The 17,911-nt window shown below is 37.3% G+C and carries 11 protein-coding genes; 6 read left to right on the top strand and 5 right to left on the bottom strand.

The window, feature by feature from the left end; genetic code table 11:
* Positions 1-50: 50 nt before the first annotated feature.
* On the bottom strand, positions 51-3,056 hold the full coding sequence (locus AC27JL_RS08485) for a TonB-dependent receptor (RefSeq protein ID WP_487195391.1): 3,006 nt from the start codon (positions 3,054-3,056) through the stop codon (positions 51-53).
* 416 nt (positions 3,057-3,472) lie between these two features.
* On the opposite strand from AC27JL_RS08485, the gene AC27JL_RS08480 reads away from it, so the two are divergent.
* A complete protein-coding gene (locus AC27JL_RS08480; RefSeq protein ID WP_487195390.1) occupies positions 3,473-6,085 on the top strand; it encodes a glycoside hydrolase family 3 C-terminal domain-containing protein in 2,613 nt (870 codons plus the stop codon).
* Between the two features lie 27 nt (positions 6,086-6,112).
* Entirely contained in the window at positions 6,113-7,555 is a 1,443-nt protein-coding gene (locus AC27JL_RS08475; protein ID WP_487195389.1) for a sugar porter family MFS transporter, read from the top strand.
* 166 nt (positions 7,556-7,721) lie between these two features.
* On the opposite strand, the gene AC27JL_RS08470 is transcribed toward AC27JL_RS08475, so the two are convergent.
* Complete coding sequence (locus AC27JL_RS08470; RefSeq protein ID WP_243530769.1) at positions 7,722-8,762, bottom strand: LacI family DNA-binding transcriptional regulator; 1,041 nt, start codon at positions 8,760-8,762, stop codon at positions 7,722-7,724.
* 470 nt (positions 8,763-9,232) lie between these two features.
* Between AC27JL_RS08470 and xylB the strand changes: the two genes are divergently transcribed.
* Together xylB and xylA are read left to right on the top strand one after the other, a co-directional pair.
* The gene (xylB, locus tag AC27JL_RS08465; protein WP_487195388.1) at positions 9,233-10,690 is read left to right on the top strand and encodes a xylulokinase; all 1,458 of its coding nucleotides are present in this window, start codon (positions 9,233-9,235) and stop codon (positions 10,688-10,690) included.
* Positions 10,691-10,720: 30 nt separating this feature from the next.
* Positions 10,721-12,040, top strand: a complete 1,320-nt coding sequence (gene xylA, locus AC27JL_RS08460; protein WP_487195387.1) for a xylose isomerase — start codon at positions 10,721-10,723, stop codon at positions 12,038-12,040.
* Between the two features lie 474 nt (positions 12,041-12,514).
* Here xylA and AC27JL_RS08455 read toward each other — a convergent pair whose 3' ends face one another.
* Both AC27JL_RS08455 and AC27JL_RS08450 read right to left on the bottom strand, forming a co-directional pair.
* On the bottom strand, positions 12,515-13,327 hold the full coding sequence (locus tag AC27JL_RS08455) for a ThuA domain-containing protein (protein WP_487195386.1): 813 nt from the start codon (positions 13,325-13,327) through the stop codon (positions 12,515-12,517).
* 150 nt (positions 13,328-13,477) lie between these two features.
* Entirely contained in the window at positions 13,478-15,493 is a 2,016-nt protein-coding gene (locus tag AC27JL_RS08450) for a response regulator (protein ID WP_487195385.1), read from the bottom strand.
* 176 nt (positions 15,494-15,669) lie between these two features.
* Here AC27JL_RS08450 and AC27JL_RS08445 point away from each other — a divergent pair, with 176 nt between their 5' ends.
* On the top strand, positions 15,670-16,542 hold the full coding sequence (locus tag AC27JL_RS08445; protein WP_487195384.1) for a gluconeogenesis factor YvcK family protein: 873 nt from the start codon (positions 15,670-15,672) through the stop codon (positions 16,540-16,542).
* Here the strand turns inward: AC27JL_RS08445 and AC27JL_RS08440 are convergent.
* Positions 16,539-16,871: an Hpt domain-containing protein gene (locus tag AC27JL_RS08440; protein WP_487195383.1), complete on the bottom strand. Its 333-nt coding sequence runs from the start codon at positions 16,869-16,871 to the stop codon at positions 16,539-16,541. The genes AC27JL_RS08445 and AC27JL_RS08440 overlap by 4 nt on opposite strands.
* Positions 16,872-16,892: 21 nt before the next feature.
* Here AC27JL_RS08440 and AC27JL_RS08435 point away from each other — a divergent pair, with 21 nt between their 5' ends.
* On the top strand, positions 16,893-17,909 hold the full coding sequence (locus tag AC27JL_RS08435) for a glycosyltransferase family 4 protein (protein ID WP_010556351.1): 1,017 nt from the start codon (positions 16,893-16,895) through the stop codon (positions 17,907-17,909).
* The last annotated feature ends 2 nt before the right edge of the window (positions 17,910-17,911 follow it).

The raw sequence follows: 17,911 nt of genomic DNA, 5'->3' as shown, positions 1-17,911 counted from the left end.
AAAATAAAGCACGCGTAATAAAAAAATAACGCGTGCTTTTATTAAGAGGGTTAAAAATTACCTTTCAAAATAATGCTAAACCTACGCTCATTGGCAAACCAAGAGCGAGACACTCGATTGTTATCATTGTCTATTTGCATTGAAGTTCGAGCAACCTCGTTAGTTAGGTTAGTGGCTTGAAGACCTAATTGAAACGATTCAGTGATATTATAAAAGACAGACCCATCAAGTTGGCCTCCTGCCTCATTATAAATGGGAAGCTGCGTTATAACGTCTTTACTTGTTAATAAATATTCAGAACGCCAATTGTATGCCAAACGCGCATTAACACCGTACTTTTCATACATAGCGACTAAATTGATATTATCCTTAGAAAGCCCTTCAAGAGGTAATCCTTCAAATGCCACATTATCGCCTTCTGTTGAGTCAGGTTTATCTGGCGATAGCCCTGCATTTGGCGATCCTTCTTCCTCGATATAGGTATAGTTAAATTGCATACCAATGCCACTAAAGGCACCAGGTAAAAAGTCGTAAAACTGCTGGTAAGCCAGTTCAAACCCTTGCACAGAACCTTCATCACCATTGGTAGCACCGTTTACTTGTACCACCTGTGTTGCGCCATTATTAGTAAATTCTCTATCCACTGAACCATTAATAAAGTAGTTACTCATGTCTTTATAGAAAAATGATGTTGTAAGTGACCCCACTCCCTCAGAAAAATACCATTCAAGCGCTAAATCGTAGTTATACGACTCCATTGGTTTTAAGAATGGATTGCCTGAATTTGCCGTATAACGAGAATAACGAGCATCAGTAATTTGTCGATCATCAGAGCTTTCATCATAAGTAATCACCAAATCTTCCGGTGTTATGCTTACAAAGTTTCTTAAGTTTCCTAAATCAGGTAATGCAATGGCTTCTGAAAAACCAAATCGCAAAATTAAATCGTCTTTTAAATTAAGTTTAACGTTTAAGCTTGGCAAAATATTAGTATATTCACTGCTTGCTGTTTGCTCAGTAAATCCAGCATTACCAAAGGCGGCTTGTTCAGATGGTAAAAAGTTATCGGGATCCGAAGGGTCATTAACGTCACCCACTGTATCTGGAAATGTTAAAAAACCATCAGTTTCATTTTTAATTTTTACATAACGAAGTCCTACATTACCGCTGTAAAACATGCTGCCTAATTCACCCTCAAAATTACCCTTGATGTAAAAAGCATTATTAACTTCAGAGGTTTCATTAATCTCGTTATTTAAAAAGTTACCTATTGTGTCACCGCGGCTTGATAAACGCTGCCAATTTGGCGACAAAGATGCAAACGCTGATTCAGCATTAGCGTAATCTTTAACTAAAGATTCACTAGGAAACAAAAAGGCACCTTCAGATGCTACGTTTAGCACACCACCTCTTGCAAAATTATCAAATGTAATTTGCTCATAGCTATTGTTTAAGCTTGCACCAAGTTCATCACCTTCGGCATCAAACCATGCATTACCATTACCAGCCCATGCTTCTGATAACCACCCCCAATTATAAGTAGACTGGCGTGTTGTTTGGTCGCGTTTAGCATATCGAGCGCCTACTTTAATACTGGTAAAAAAACCGCTATCAAAGGTATATTGAGTGTCAGCAGCAAAAGCGACTTCATCACCTTCATTATCAGAGATATGATCCATAGCACTGCGCCAAAAATAATTATTTGGGTCAGTAAAAAAACCGGCGTCGTCATTATTAGCCGGATCTAGCAATGTGATATCTGGTAAATTATTACCATTTTGTTCTATGCCTACTACAGCTCTTGTTGCTCCCATGATTGAAAAGTCAAAAATTTCAGAAGTGGATTCAACATATTGGGCATCAAAATTAAACGACCATGTATCGTTTGGTCGATATTTGAGATTAAAGCCATAATCGTCAACTAAATTATCTTGATCTCTAAAGCGGGTAACCATGGCATGCTGAGCACCAAACTCGCCAGATGGTTGACGCTCTGCATCATTTCCGCGCCAACCTGCGTTAGATGTGATAAAACCTGACTCAAACAAACCTTGTTCTGTTACTTCAAATTCGGTTCCTTCAAGAGCAACTAAATCGTTGATTACAGCATCATCTGCCATTTCAATCGCATGCTCAGTCCATGCTAATGACGAATCAGAACGTATAAATTGAGCTGTTGCTAGTAACGTTCTGCTTTCGTTTTCAAACTGGAGCGCACCGGCAAAACCTTCCCTTTTTCTATCATCTTCTTTTCTGGTTAAACGTGTTGTTCGCGGAACAAACACTGCCTGTCCATTAACCAGTTCATTTTGTGGCTCGTACCGGCCTATTTGTGCACCGTCTGATTGAGCTTTTAACTCTGAGTTTGAGTAATTGACAAGTACGCCGAGCCTGCCAGAGTCTAAATCAAATATATCGCTGTATAAGCCAGAAAATGACGGCGTTGTTTCGTCTGCAAATTCGCTGTAACTAGCATCTAGTGTAAAAGCAACTACACGCCCTTCTGCATCAAAAGGTTTTCGCGTCACTAGATTCACCGTGCCTGCAATGCCGCCCTCTATCATATCTGCCGACTGATTTTTAAACAGCTCAACAGAACCCATTAATTCAGGTGGAACATCCTGGAAACTTAACCCTCGCCCTGAATCGGCAGTAAACGTATCACGACCGTTAAACTCGCTTCGTGTGTGCGTTAATCCCCTAACAACAACACCGCTTCCCTCAACGCCGTAGTGATCAGGATCGTTTGCAGCAGCAAATCGTTCAATAGAAACACCCGGTAAACGGGTTATTGCCTCAAGGACGCTTCTATCCGGTAGAGACCCAATATCTTTTGCAGATATAGCATCAAGAACGGTTTCAGCTTCACGTTTCATATTCTGTGCATTGATTAAATTTGAACGTGTTCCTTGAACTATTACTACTTCAATATCTTCGTCTTGTTGTTTTTTTTTGTCATCTTCTTGAGCTGCATATAGGTTGCCGGATAAAGACGTTGCAATAATCGCAGATGCAATTACGGACAGCTTAAATGTACTGTTCTGTTTTTTTATCATTCTAATTTCCCTCATTGAAGTTCAAAAAGTACTGATCGTATTTTTTAAATTTCAACCCTTTTAGTGTGTGTGGTTATCATGCAAAACTAGAATCAGATAAATAGCGGGTAAAATCGCCTAACTAACCACAAATACATCTATTTGAACGCCAAAATTAGTTTTTATTTGAACATGACGCTGAGTTTAAATACTGTCATCTTGATATATTAACCATGAAAATCAATAGCTTAAAAAAGAAAGCTTAAAATAAACAATATATTAACAAAATTAACTATTTTTATCTTTAAGAGATGTATAAATTTACGTTAATACGTGTATCTATACGTTCAAATTCATATTTAACTTACACTTAGACGACGTTAATAATTTCCTTTGTTAATTTATTTTTATCACACACAAATTAAGAGTTGATAACAATGGTTAATAAAAATATAAAAAGTCTTTTTGTACTTACAGCATTTGCTGTATTAGTAGGTTGCGATAACGATGAACAATCGATGCAGCCCCCTCCACTGTATTTAAACGAATCAGCCTCTATTGATGAGCGCGTAAACGATTTAGTAACAAGGCTTACATTAGAGGAGAAAGTTGCTCAACTATTTGATAAATCCCCAGCAATTGAGCGCTTAAACATACCAGAATACAATTGGTGGAACGAGGCGCTGCATGGTGTTGCAAGAGCGGGGAAAGCAACAGTTTTCCCGCAAGCAATTGGTCTTGCTGCTACATTTGATGAAGACTTGATGTTAAGAGTTGGTACCGCAATTTCTGATGAAGGCAGAGCTAAACATCATGCTTTTTTAGAAGAAAATAACCGTTCTATGTACACAGGCCTTACCTATTGGTCGCCAAATATTAATATTTTTAGAGATCCACGATGGGGACGCGGACAAGAAACTTACGGTGAAGATCCATACTTAACAACCCGTATTGCAGTTAATTTTATAAATGGTTTGCAAGGCGACAATGCTGAATATTTAAAATCAGTTGCAACACTTAAGCACTATGCAGTACATAGTGGCCCAGAAGTTTCAAGGCATAGCGACGACTATACAGCATCCGAGAAAGACTTAGCTGAAACCTACCTCCCTGCATTCAAAGATGTCATTGCACAAACAAAAGTTGCATCTGTAATGTGTGCTTACAATAGCGTAAATGGCACGCCAGCTTGTGGAAACAACGAGCTTATTCAAAATAAACTAAGGGATGAATTTAATTTTGATGGCTATATTGTATCGGACTGTGGTGCTATTGCAGATTTTTACGATGTAAAGTCACATAACATCGTAAATACTGAGGCTAAAGCAGCTGCAATGGCCCTTAAAACCGGTACTGACTTAAATTGCGGCGATCATCATGGCAATACATACAGTTACTTATCGCAAGCAGTAAAAGAAGGTTTAGTAGAAGAAAAAGATGTTGATAAAGCCTTAAAACGATTGATGTATGCCCGCTTTAAACTTGGCATGTTTGACAATCCCGAAAACGTACCTTATTCAGACACTCCTATAGATATTGTAGGCTCTAATAAACATTTAGCTTTAACACAAGAAGCAGCTCAAAAATCATTAGTACTTTTAAAAAATGAGCAAGTATTACCATTAAAGGGAAATGAAAAAGTAGCCCTTATAGGTCCAAATGCTGATAACGAAGCTATCTTATTAGGCAACTACAATGGTATGCCAATAGTTCCAATAACACCAAAACTAGCACTTGAACAACGTTTGGGTAAAAATAACCTTACATATACTGCAGGCTCAAGTATTACCGGTGAAGTTTATACACATTACCAACCTATTGAAGCAAAACATTTTTTTCATCTAGATCATAATAATCAAATGCAACCGGGATTAATTGCACAATACTATCCTTCAAGTAATTTTGACCGCCAACCTGTAAAGCGTGAAATAGAAAAAAATCTAGATTTTAGCTGGGAGCGCTCCCCTATTGATAACTCTATAGAACAAGAATTTGCTGTAAAATGGACCGGAATCATTAAACCCCAAGAAACTGCTGAGTACCATTTTAAATCAAACAACGTTGATTTCACAATTAATGGTCATAGTGTTAATGGCGCTATAAAACTTGAAAAAAATCAAAGTTACCAGCTAAACGCTGAATCTAAATTTAACCACTTTTGGCATAGTAATGTTATTAATCCAACGGCGAGTCTTACATGGTTGAAAAACCCTCAAAGCCTTACAGAACAGGCATTAAATAATGCCAATGAAGCGGATGTAATTGTATTTGTAGGTGGCATTAGTGCCAATCTTGAAGGTGAAGAAATGCCACTACAAATAGACGGGTTTTCTCATGGAGATCGCACCAATATTAATTTACCTAAAAGCCAACTTAATTTGCTTAAAAAGCTAAAGCAAACAGGGAAACCTATTGTACTTGTAAATATGAGCGGTAGTGCAATGGCATTAAATTGGGAAAATGAAAATATTGACGCAATTATCCAAGGGTTTTACCCAGGTGAAGCAGCCGGAAGTGCGCTAGTAAGCCTACTTTACGGCGAGTATAGCCCATCAGGTAAATTGCCCATTACATTTTACAAGTCTGTATCTGATCTACCTGATTTCAAAGATTATTCAATGAAAAACCGTACCTATAAGTACTATGAAGGTGAGGTACTTTACCCGTTTGGTTTTGGCTTAAGTTATGCTGACTTGAAATACAAAAACACACGTCATTCAATAAGCGCAGACTCAGGAGATTTAAACCTAACAACAACAATTACTAACCAAAGTAGTTTTTCAGCTGACGATGTTGTTCAAGTTTATGTCTCTATGCCTGATGCGCCGATAAAAACACCAAATAAGCAATTAGTGGGCTTTAAACACATTACCCTAAAAAACAAATCGAAAAACGATATTAAATTTACTATTCCTAAAAATAAACTCTCTTATATTAATGAGCAAGGCATTGCCGTTGCCTACAAAGGACGCTTAATTATAACTGTAGGCTCTGGACAGGGTATTAAAATACCAAAAGATAAATTTACAGTGACTAACATTGTTTTATAAAAATAATAAAAATTTAGGAAATATAAAATGGAAAATACAGCAACAAATCCCACACTCAGTGGTGCATCTATTAAATTAGCAAATAATGAAAATGAGAATTTGATACGTATATTTTTTATTGCGTGCGTAGCTGCGATTGGTGGTTTTTTATTTGGCTTTGATAGCGGTGTAATTAATGGCACAGTTGATGGGCTTATAGGTGCTTTTAACTCAGACAATGTAGTAACAGGATTTAATGTAGCAAGTATGCTTTTAGGCTGTGCTATTGGTGCATTAATAGCAGGTAAGAGTGCCGACCATTTTGGTCGTAAAAAGGTATTACTTGCGACCGCTGTTCTTTTTATTATCAGTGCATGGGGTTCAGGCATTGCAGGGGCGTCGGGAGAGTTTATAATTTATCGCTTAATTGGTGGGTTAGCAGTAGGTGCAGCCTCTATAATAACACCTGCTTATATAAGCGAAATTGCCCCAGCACGTTTACGTGGCACGCTTACTTCTATTCAGCAAATTGCTATTATTCTAGGACTATTTTTCTCTTTTTTAAGTAACTATTCATTAGTACAAATATCTGGTAACTCCACCGACGTACTTTGGTTTGGCTTTGATACGTGGCGATGGATGTTTTGGATAGAGCTAGTTCCTGCAACTATGTTCTTAGTCACTTTACTTTTTATTCCAGAAAGCCCGCGTTTTTTAGCAATGAAAAACAAACAACAAGCAGGCTTAAAAACTTTATCACAGTTATTTGGTGCTAAAAATGCCAAGTCAATGTGGGAAGAAATTAGGCAGTCATTAGGTAACAGCGAAAAAACAAAAATAACTAACTTATTTCAGGCAGGTACTTTTAGCCTAAAACCTGTAGTTTATATTTCAATTGGGCTTGCCATATTACAGCAACTAGTCGGTATTAATGTGGTGTTTTATTACGGAGCAGTACTCTGGCAAGCAGTTGGCTTTTCAGAATCAGATGCGCTTTTTATCAATATTATTAGTGGCGTAATCAGCTTGGTAGCCTGTTTCATTACCTTATCGCTTATAGATAAAATAGGCAGAAAGCCATTTTTACTAATTGGATCAATAGGCATGACCTTCTCACTTGTCGGTTTAGTTGTTGCATTTTCTAACGGCACTATAGACCCTCAAGGACAATTACAACTTGGCGACTGGGGCTTTACCGCACTTGTACAGGCCAACTTATATGTATTCTTTTTTAATCTTTCATGGGGTCCAGTAATGTGGGTAATGCTCGGCGAGATATTTCCAAATAACATAAGGGGATTAGGCTTAGGGGTTGCAGGACTTGCTCAATGGCTCGCTAACTTTTTAGTCACCATGACCTTTCCGATACTGCTAGCTGGCGGAGGGCTTGCACTTGCGTATTCACTCTATGCTTTTTTTGCTTTTATATCAGTACTTTTTGTTATTTATTTAGTAACTGAAACCAAAGGAACGAAACTAGAAAACGTATAATTTACCGTCATGAATTATTTAACTTAGGACTACAACCCTTTGCGTCTATTCTGTTAATTGATTAGACGCATTGCCTTCTTTTTGATTGAGCCTCATAAAAAAAGTATTAATACTAACTTTAAGCAACTTTTCTAAATCGCCAACATAACGCTGAATAGTCGCTTATTTAGTTGTTTTTATTGGCTGAGCTTGATTCTCTTTCTATTAATTCAAAATCTAAAATATGCCTTAAGTCTACGCTTTTTACATTGCTTAAATCGTTATACTGACCCGATGCAAGTAAAGTAATCGCAAGCTCAGCCATTTCATTAATGGGCTGTTTTACAGTAGAAATATTTGGCCACACTATGGTTGCAAGTTGCGTGTCATCAAAGCCAACAACCGACAGTTCGCTTGGAATATTAATGCCTTGTTTTTGAGCTATTGAGATCACGGCCGCTGCCATATCATCGTTTGCAGCAAAAATAGCTGTAGGTTTATCATCAAGCGAAAGTAAATTCATTGCCGCTTCCATACCCGATTGATAAGTAAAGCTGCCCTGCTCTATATACTCAGGAGGCGTTATTATTTTATTAGAGCGCAGTGCATCTAAATAACCTTGGTAACGCAAACGGCTTACACCTTGTTTAGTGTCGCCAATAATATGTGCAATTTTGCTATGCCCTTGATTTATTAAATGCTCTGTAACATCAAACGCTGCTTGGTAATCGTCCATGCAAATATAAGGTGATCGATTTAATTTTGTATCTGGCGTTATTCTTACAAATGGTACTTGTGCTTTAGTAAGCACATCTAAAACCTGTTCGTTGTCGCACATAGGAGGCAGTAAAATCATGCCATCAACCTGTGTAACATCAATAAGTTGTTTTACCGATTCAATTGTTTTGTCAATATCGCTATGCGCTTCGTCAACAACAAGGTGGTAGCCCAATGCGCGGCATTTTTTAAGCGCAGCCAATAAAAACTGGCTTATGTAAGAGTCACTTGGGTTATCGTACAACAGTCCTAAAAAGAATGACTTAGTGCTAGCAAGGCGCCTAGCTGACACATTAGGTCTGTAGTTCAATTGCTCAACAACCGCCATTACTTTTTCGCGGGTTTTGTCGCTTACTTTTTTGTCTTGGTTGAGCACGCGCGAAACCGTCATCATTGATACGCCCGCCTTTTCAGCTACATCTTGTATTCTTGCTCTTTTAAGGTCGGCCATTTCTTATTACCTACTCACAATCAATCGGTTATTATAATTAACTTTAATTTTTTATTATACATAATGGCGAAGTCTAATATTGTTTGCATTGTGTTTTAAATAATTACTATTAATACAGAATCAAAATAAAAACAGATGTTAGCGCCAACAAAGTCAGTAAAAATACAACAAATACCTTTTCATTAACACACTTAAAAATAAACCCGAACAGCATATTACATTTAATTTTGAATAAATTAATAGCCTTTTGCTCTAGCCCCTTGAAAATATAATGAGTTTAGATCGTCTTTAGCCAATAATTTAAATTTATTCCCTTAATTTATTTTTTGACTTCTGAAATTCATCACTACTAACTATGTAACAAATTTAAATGTTGATTATAAAGCATACTTTAAAAACTAGCTTGACTTAACAATATAAAATCAACTATGTTAGCGCTAACACTAAAACAACATTTAAGTACATCAATTATGTTCCTTGGTATCGATTTAGGCACTTCAGGTGTAAAAGTAATTATTTTAGACGAGCAAGATCAATTGCTTGCTCAAGCAAGTGGATCTTTGAGCGTTTCACGCCCTGCACCACTTTTTTCTGAGCAAAACCCTACAGATTGGTGGCTTGCAACATGTAGTGCAATTGAGGAGCTTAAAAATACTCACCCTGCATTACTAAAATTGGTAAAGGCTGTGGGTCTATCTGGGCAAATGCATGGCGCTACGCTTCTTGATAAAAACAATAATATTATTCGCCCCGCCATTTTATGGAACGACGGGCGCAGTGCCGCACAATGTGTAGAGCTTGAAAAACGCGAACCTAATTCTCGTAATATTACCGGCAACATAGCAATGCCGGGTTTTACTGCGCCTAAATTGGTGTGGTTAAAAGAGCTTGAACCAGAAAACTTCGCAAAAGTTGCCAAAGTATTATTACCAAAAGACTACCTACGCTTTTTAATGACCGGTGATTTTGCATCAGATATGTCTGACTCAGCAGGCACACTGTGGCTAGACGTAGAAAAAAGAGTATGGTCTCAAAAAATGCTCAGTGCTTGCGACTTAACAGAGCAACACATGCCTACCCTATATGAGGGCACACAAATTACAGGCAAATTAACAGCCCAAGTTGCTGAAGAATGGGGAATGAAGCAAGTACCCGTTGTTGCAGGCGGTGGCGATAATGCCGCAGGCGCTGCCGGTGTTGGCGTAGTAAAACCTAAACAAGCGTTTTTATCGTTAGGAACGTCGGGCGTTTACTTTGTTGCCAACGAAAAATACCTACCCAACCCTGAAGGTGCTGTACATACTTTTTGTCATTGTATTGAAAACACCTGGCACCAAATGTCAGTGGTATTAAGCGCAGCAAGCTGTTTAACCTGGGCTACTCAATTAACTGGTTTTGAAAACGAAGGTGCCTTGCTCGAACAAGTAAGCAAATGCGATTTTAGCAAACCAAGCTCTGTAATATTTTTGCCTTATATAACTGGCGAACGTACACCGCACAATAATCCAGATGCCAAAGGCGTTTTTTTTGGTTTAGACAGTGATACCGATGCAGCAGCCCTTGGCCGTGCAGTACTGGAGGGCGTTGCTTTTGCCTTTGCCGATGGACAACAAGTACTGCTTGATGCTGGTGCGCAAATTGACGATGTAACCGTCATTGGTGGTGGTGCTAAAAGCCCACTGTGGGGAAAAATCATCGCAAGTGTACTTAATCGTCCCCTTATTTACCGAGAAGGCTCAGAAGTTGGTCCCGCATTTGGCGCTGCAAGACTTGCCCGAATAGCAGTAACACAACTCCCAGCACAACAAGTGTGTGTTAACGGCAAAGTAACGCAAATCATTAAGCCAGATCCAATCATGCAAGACTTTTACGCACAGCAATACACGACATACAAAGCACTTTACCACAGCCTAAAAACATACTTTTAATACACGATTATAAGATTAATGGAGCACATCATGAGTGAGCAATTTTTTAAAAACGTAGAAAAAATTAAATTTGAGGGTGAAAACTCTAAAAACCCATTTGCATTTCGTTACTACGACGAAAATAAAGTCGTTCTTGGTAAAACAATGAAAGAGCACCTTCGTTTTGCAGCGTGTTATTGGCATAATTTTTGTTCTACAGGGTTTGATATTTTTGGTGAAGGTACGTTTGACCGTCCTTGGATCCAACCTGTCGGTAACCAATTAGAACTTGCGGAACAAAAAGTAAAAGTAGCCTTTGAATTTTTCGAAAAGCTAGGCGTTCCCTACTTTTGTTTTCATGATGTTGATATTGCCCCTGAGGGTAAAACACTTCAAGAAAGTCACGATAACGTAACGCACATAGCAAACATTATCGAAAAAGAAATGCTGCGTACAGGTGTAAAATTACTGTGGGGTACTGCTAACTTATTCTCAAACAAACGTTTTTGTGCAGGTGGTGCAACAAACCCTAATCCTAATACGTATGCATATGCAGCAGCGCAAGTTAAACATGCAATGGAAATTACACATCGTTTAGGCGGTGAAAACTACGTACTTTGGGGCGGCCGTGAAGGTTACGATACACTACTAAATACAGACCTTGCACAAGAAAGCGAACAGTACGCACGCTTTTTAAAAATGGTGGTAGAGCATAAGAAAAAAATTGGCTTTAAAGGCACATTATTAATTGAGCCAAAACCACAAGAGCCAACTAAACATCAGTACGATTACGATACAGCAACAGTGGCAGGCTTTTTACATAAGCATGGCTTACAAAACGAAATTAAAGTAAACATTGAAGCGAACCACGCAACACTTGCAGGTCATAGCTTTCATCACGAAATTGCGGTTGCTTGCGCAGAAGGCATTATGGGTAGTATTGATGCTAACCGTGGCGATATGCAAAACGGATGGGATACAGACCAATTCCCTAACGATGTAGCCGAATGCACACTTGTCGTTTATGAAATCTTAAAGAACGGTGGTTTTACAACAGGTGGCTTTAACTTTGATACTAAGCTTCGTCGCCAATCATGTGAGCGTGATGACTTATTCATCGGTCACATTGGCGGTATGGATACAATGGCTAAAGCATTACTCAATGCAGCAGCAATGATTGAAGGTGGCGAGCTGTCTGACTTTGTTGAAAAACGTTACGCTGGCTGGAAAGAAGAGCTAGGTCAAAGCATTCTTAATGGTGAGCAATCACTTGAGAGCCTTTCAGCCTTAGTGCATCAACAAAATATCAACCCAGAGCAGGTATCAGGACGCCAAGAACTGCTTGAGAATATTGTTAACCGTTACCTATAATGACATAGCCTCGGTTTTAAAACCGAGGCAAACTTTATTAAGAACCAATCACACAGATCAGAAATGTTCACAATAGTTATTGAGACGGGCGTTTTTCAGCCGCCAAAAACCCTAACCTGTTGATAAAAATTAAATTTTGGTTGTTCATATAATCTAAAAAATTACGTTATTATAAATGCACAATTGCAAAATCACCAAAATACACACAGTAACGTTGAGGTTTTTTGCTATAGATTACTTTAGATTTGAAAAAGGAGCTTTGGTTATAAAATACTGAAAATAGCCCATGAACAGATATGTACGTTATCAGGCGGCAGCAAAGCATTGAGTGAGAGCATAAATCATCGTTTAATGTTTATAAGCTAATAAATAAAAACCGCATACATATTTAACTTCACCAAACTAAAGCAATAATCAAACTGCTGTAAGGATAAACAGCCAAAGAAGCTCATCAAACTTTCAAACGTGAGATAATTACTTCTTATTTAAGCCTTTCCCAGTTGCAGCCCAGTATATGCCACCAAAAATATGTTCGGTCAAAAACTCACTGTTATAAACCGCGCTTGTATGCCCAAGAGCCGTATAAAATGAGCGGCCACCGTCATAGTTTTGGTACCACGAAATTGGATGAAATGCCCCCATACCTTTACCTATTTTATTATTGCCCCAGTCAACATGTGGATTATAACTTTGCTCATCTACCGTTAGTAAATAGTTTAATTTACTCAGTTCTGGACCAAATTCGTACCATTCGTCAGTCCATAACATTTGCTGTGGCATATGATTTAAACCAATAAAGCTAGTATTGGCCACTTTACTTAAAACTGCAGTTTGAATAACTGGGTGAATACTAAAAGAGCGCCCTACTAACCTTTGATACCACGGCCAATCGTACTCAGTATCAGACGCACTATGAACTCCAACAAACCCCTTTCCAGATTTTATAAATTGCTCAAATGCTTTTTGCTCTTGAGTGTTTAAAATATCGCCCGTGGTTAGTAAAAAGATCACGACATCAACATTAGCTAAATATTTGTCATTAAAATAATGACTTTCTTCGTGCCAAACTAAATTAAAATGATGTTTGTTAGCTAAACCTTCAATTGCTTTAACGGCGTTAGTTTTAGACTTATGATGCCACCCTTCGTTTTTTGTGAATAAAAGGACATTAAATTGTTTCTTAGGCAACGTTTCAAATCCTACCCCATAGCTTTTGGTTGTAGTTAAGATGAGTATAACTGGTATAACAAGGGCTGAAATAAAAACTCTGAAAAAGGCAAAAAACATAATATTCCTTATAAATTTATTAGCAAACAGCAAGTTAATAATTAAATAGTGGGTTGGGCTAAAGCTAAAAATACAAATCATCGTAAACTATAAAATTTAACTTATCCTAAGTTCTATTTTTTATAGTGTCTACACATCAATTACGTTATTTCAACGTGGAAATACCCCTTTTAAAGCAGCTTCGAGTTCTTGAAATTTAATTGGTTTAGTAAGCACCTTATTCATTCCCACCTTAAAACAGGATGCTTTATTGTCTTTTTCTGCATTAGCGGTTAATGCGTAAATTGGTACATCGCTGACTAATTCATCTCTTATATATTCTGCTGCTGTTAAACCATCCATTTCAGGCATCATGATATCCATTAATACTAAATCAAACTTTTTACGCGAAAATAAGTCAATCGCTTCACGCCCATGATTAGCAAGCGTAACTTTATGATTTAGCTTTTCTAAATACGCCTTAATAAGGACTTGATTTGTTTTGTTATCCTCAGCGACTAAAATAGCCAGTGCCGATTGTGTATAAATTACATTATCAACAATATCGCTTGTGTGGGCCTCTTCAAATGGAATAGAAATAGTAAACGTACTACCTAAGCCAAGCTGGGTATCTACTGTTATGTCTCCTCCCATTATGCCCAATAAATTTTTTGAAATACTTAACCCTAAACCAACCCCTTCACTTTTGCGGTTTATGCTGTCATTCACTTGGCTAAATGGCTTAAAAATTAAATCTAAATGCTTTTTAGCTATACCAATACCCGAGTCTTTCACTTCAAAAACGAGCTGCTCATTTTGTAAAACTACATTTAAATTTATTTGACCATGTGTTGTGTACTTAAACGCGTTACTCATTATGTTAAATAATACTTGTCCTAATCGGTACTGATCTCCAACAACGTATTGTGGGATGCTTTCATCGATATGCGTTGTAAAAAGAATATCATCTGACTTTTCAATAATATTAAACTGCCCTACTATATTTTCAGTTAGTAGCTTTATATCAAATGGTTTTTTTAGACATGAAACCGTGCCTGATTCGATTTTTGAAAAATCGAGCACATCAGTTATTAGACCATATAAGATCTCAGTGCTAGAGTTAGCATAATTAACAAGTTGCTGTTGCTCGGGGCTAAGCTCTGTATCAAGTAGTAACTCAATCATACCCATAACGGCATGAATAGGTGTTCTAATTTCATGAGACATCACACTCAAAAATTTAGATTTTGTTTGGCTTGCTTCTTCTGCCTTTAAGGTTTGTGCCTGAAGTTCAAACTCGCGCTGTTTAGAAGTAGTAATATTTTTTGCAAGCCCCATGTAACCCAAAAAGTGTCCTAACTTATTATAAAGAGGTTTACCGCTTAATATGACCCAAAAATTTTTATCGGCTTCAATCTCAAATTCAAAATTATGAAAATCGTCACGGTCATCAATTAGCTGGTTAAATTGCTGCCATTTTTCTGTATTTTGCTTTTCATTATCTGTAATGATGTGTTCAATTTTATGACCAATAAAAAGCTGATCGTACACATTCCCTATAGTTTCAATATTATTAATACTTTCAAATACCATTAGCGGGTTTAATCGCCAAAACCACTCTGACCCATACTCTTTAAATAGGCTAGAGAGTGTCGTAAATTTATGTATAAGCGATAAAGCTTTGTCCGTTTGTTTAGCTAACTTAATTTGACTTATTAACGTAAAAAACGCCTGCTGCAACAATATTTTTATTGTGTCTGAATTAACAAGTTGTTCGCACTGCTGCGCATCTACATTTGTAAAAATAAATATGCCTTTATCAAATTGTGTGTTCACACTAAACAATAAAGAATTTTTTAGTTTTAATGTTTGAATTGAATATAAAATCGAAAACTCGAGCTCTTCAATTTGTTGAGGGTATTGGCATATAACATAACCGTGCTCAGCTGTTTGTGTAAACAAAGAACACTCAGACCACATTTTGTCACTAAACTGGTCATTCGTGGTCGCTATTGTCTCGTAATACCTATATTTGTAACTATTGATGATTATACAGTCAGTATATTTAAGCCTTGACTCAAATACCGATCTCAACAGATTCAACAAATCAGCGCCGTACTCACAATTAGCTAAATCTATTAAATGTTTTTGTAATTCAGATACACACAGATGTTCTGTTTTATTCACACTCATTTTCCTCATCAATATGCATCGCGTTTTGCAAAAGGGAAATTTTAAACGGGCCTTGCTCAATTAAATATAGATTAAAAAACAATATAAATCATCATGTTAATTGTTATAAAACTTTTGGAATAATAAATGCAGCTTACATGTGAAATAAATAAAAATACAAAGGCTCAAAAATGAAAATAGTGTGTATTGGTGGCGGACACGGATTAGCTCAGGTTTTAAGCGCAATTAAGCCAATGAGTAGTAATATAACCGCTATTGTCGCAACCACTGACAATGGTGGTAGCACAGGTAAAATTAGAGCTTCACAAGAAACCATTGCGCTTGGAGATATACGCCGTTGCTGCTTGCAGCTTGCAGGTAAAAAATCTACGTTCAACGCAATTTACGAACATAGATTTACACAAGGGCAACTTGCTGATCATTGTTTAGGTAATTTAACACTACTTGGTTTAATGGAGCTGACCGGATCTGCAACCAAAGCCATTGCGCATTTTAATATTATGCTTGGCAATACAGAAACCGTTTTACCCATGACAGAAGTACCCACTGACCTTGTTGCTGAATTAAATAACAGTGAAAAAGTAATGGGCGAATGTGAAATTGATTCACTGACTTCTTTACCTAAAAGTGTATCACTATCAAAAAATGTTCCTGCAGGTCCCGGCTGTGTAAAAGCAATTTTAGAAGCCGACTTAATTATTATTGGCCCAGGCAGCATTATCACAAGTATTTTACCCGCATTTTTAGTTAATGATATAGCGGCAGCTATTCAAAAAACATCGGCGTGTCGTATTTTTATTGAAAACTCAAAAGAAGAAAAAAGCGTAATGAAAAACACCCAAACCGCTGGTGTGGATTGGCTTGCAGAGCAACTAGGATTTAAGTTGTACGACTTGAGCATTCCGCCTTCTGCAATTGAAGAAATATTACAGGGCAGCAAAAACATCATTAAGAACAGGGCTCATTTGCATGACATAGATGAGCTAAACAATGTGTTTTCTGGATTACTAAAAATGCCCATTCAATTGAGTAATCATTTTTAAATATTTTGGATAATGGATTCTAGCTGTTTAAACGTCTCTGCGCTTTGCTCATCAGCTATTTTTAACAAACTGTTGAGCTCCTCAGCGCTATGCTCAATTTTTACAATGGACTCGATTGAAGTACACGTGTCTCCAAGACCCGAAGCGCCAAAACTGTAAGCGCTGCTTTTAAGACTATGCGCGCTAATTTCAATTTCACTGAGGTTTTGTGTATTGGTCAAAATATCAATTGTTTTTTTAGATTCGTTTATAAACGTTTTTAGCAGCTCTACTGCTAACTCGTTGCCTACATCACTTTTGAGCTGTTCAATTGTTGAGTAATTAATCATATATATCTTTTGGGGTCAGTTATGGATTACAACGTTGTTTTATTTGTCGACTCTTCGATGCTCGGTGGTATAGAAACACACCTAGTTGAACTTTCAAAGCTTCTTACTCAAAACCGCATTAGCAATAACATTATGTTTTATGAGGATCATAAAAATCAAGCATTTTATGCTCTGCTTAATAAAGAAAATATAAGGTATGAATTTTTAAAAGGAAACTTAAGCAGCTTACTTAAAAAGTTAAAAACGTTTGACTCAAAAACGGTTGTTCACACCCACGGCTACAAAGCAGGAATATTTGGCCGTTTAGCATGTAAAGTAACAAAGCATCGCTGCATTAGTACCTATCATGCTGGCGAAGCGGGTACCGGTAAGTTAAAAATTTACAATAAGCTAGATAAATTACTTTCTCCATTATCGACCAATTTTGCCGTATCAGAGCAAATAAAAGCATCATTAAGAAACGCCACTTTGCTCGAAAACTTCATCGCAATAAACTCTTCTAACAGTCACTTTAATCGGTGTGATAATAAAACCTTAAATATTGGTTTTGTGGGGCGACTATCTTTTGAAAAAGGACCGGATATATTTTGTAGATTAGCTGAAAACATGCAGCAAGATTTAGACATTAAGTTTCATATTTTTGGAGATGGCCCATTAAAAGGTGAGGTACCGAACTTACGCAATCTTCAGTATCATGGCCTTGTTGAACGTAATGATATATGGAGCAAAATTGATGTGTTGCTCATTTGCTCTAGAGAAGAAGGACTTCCCATGGCATTGCTTGAGGCTATTTCTGAGCAAAAGTTTATAATTAGCAGTGCTGTTGGTGCAATTCCTAGTATTATCAAACACGATGAAACAGGTTTTTTAATGTTAGAAGCTAATGCACAGCACTGCCAATATCAGGTCGAAAAGCTGCTTTTACTTCCTGAAGAACAGACTAAAAGAATTATCAATAACGCGTATAACATCCTTGAGGAGCGATTTTCGGGAAAACAACAATTTTTGCTCTTGCAAAAAGCTTACACAGGTACATAAAG

The sequence above is a fragment of the Pseudoalteromonas sp. 4NS20-0020 genome (assembly GCF_057554385.1).
The sequence above is the reverse complement of the archived record's forward strand: the minus strand, read 5'-3'. Positions and strand labels throughout refer to the sequence as shown.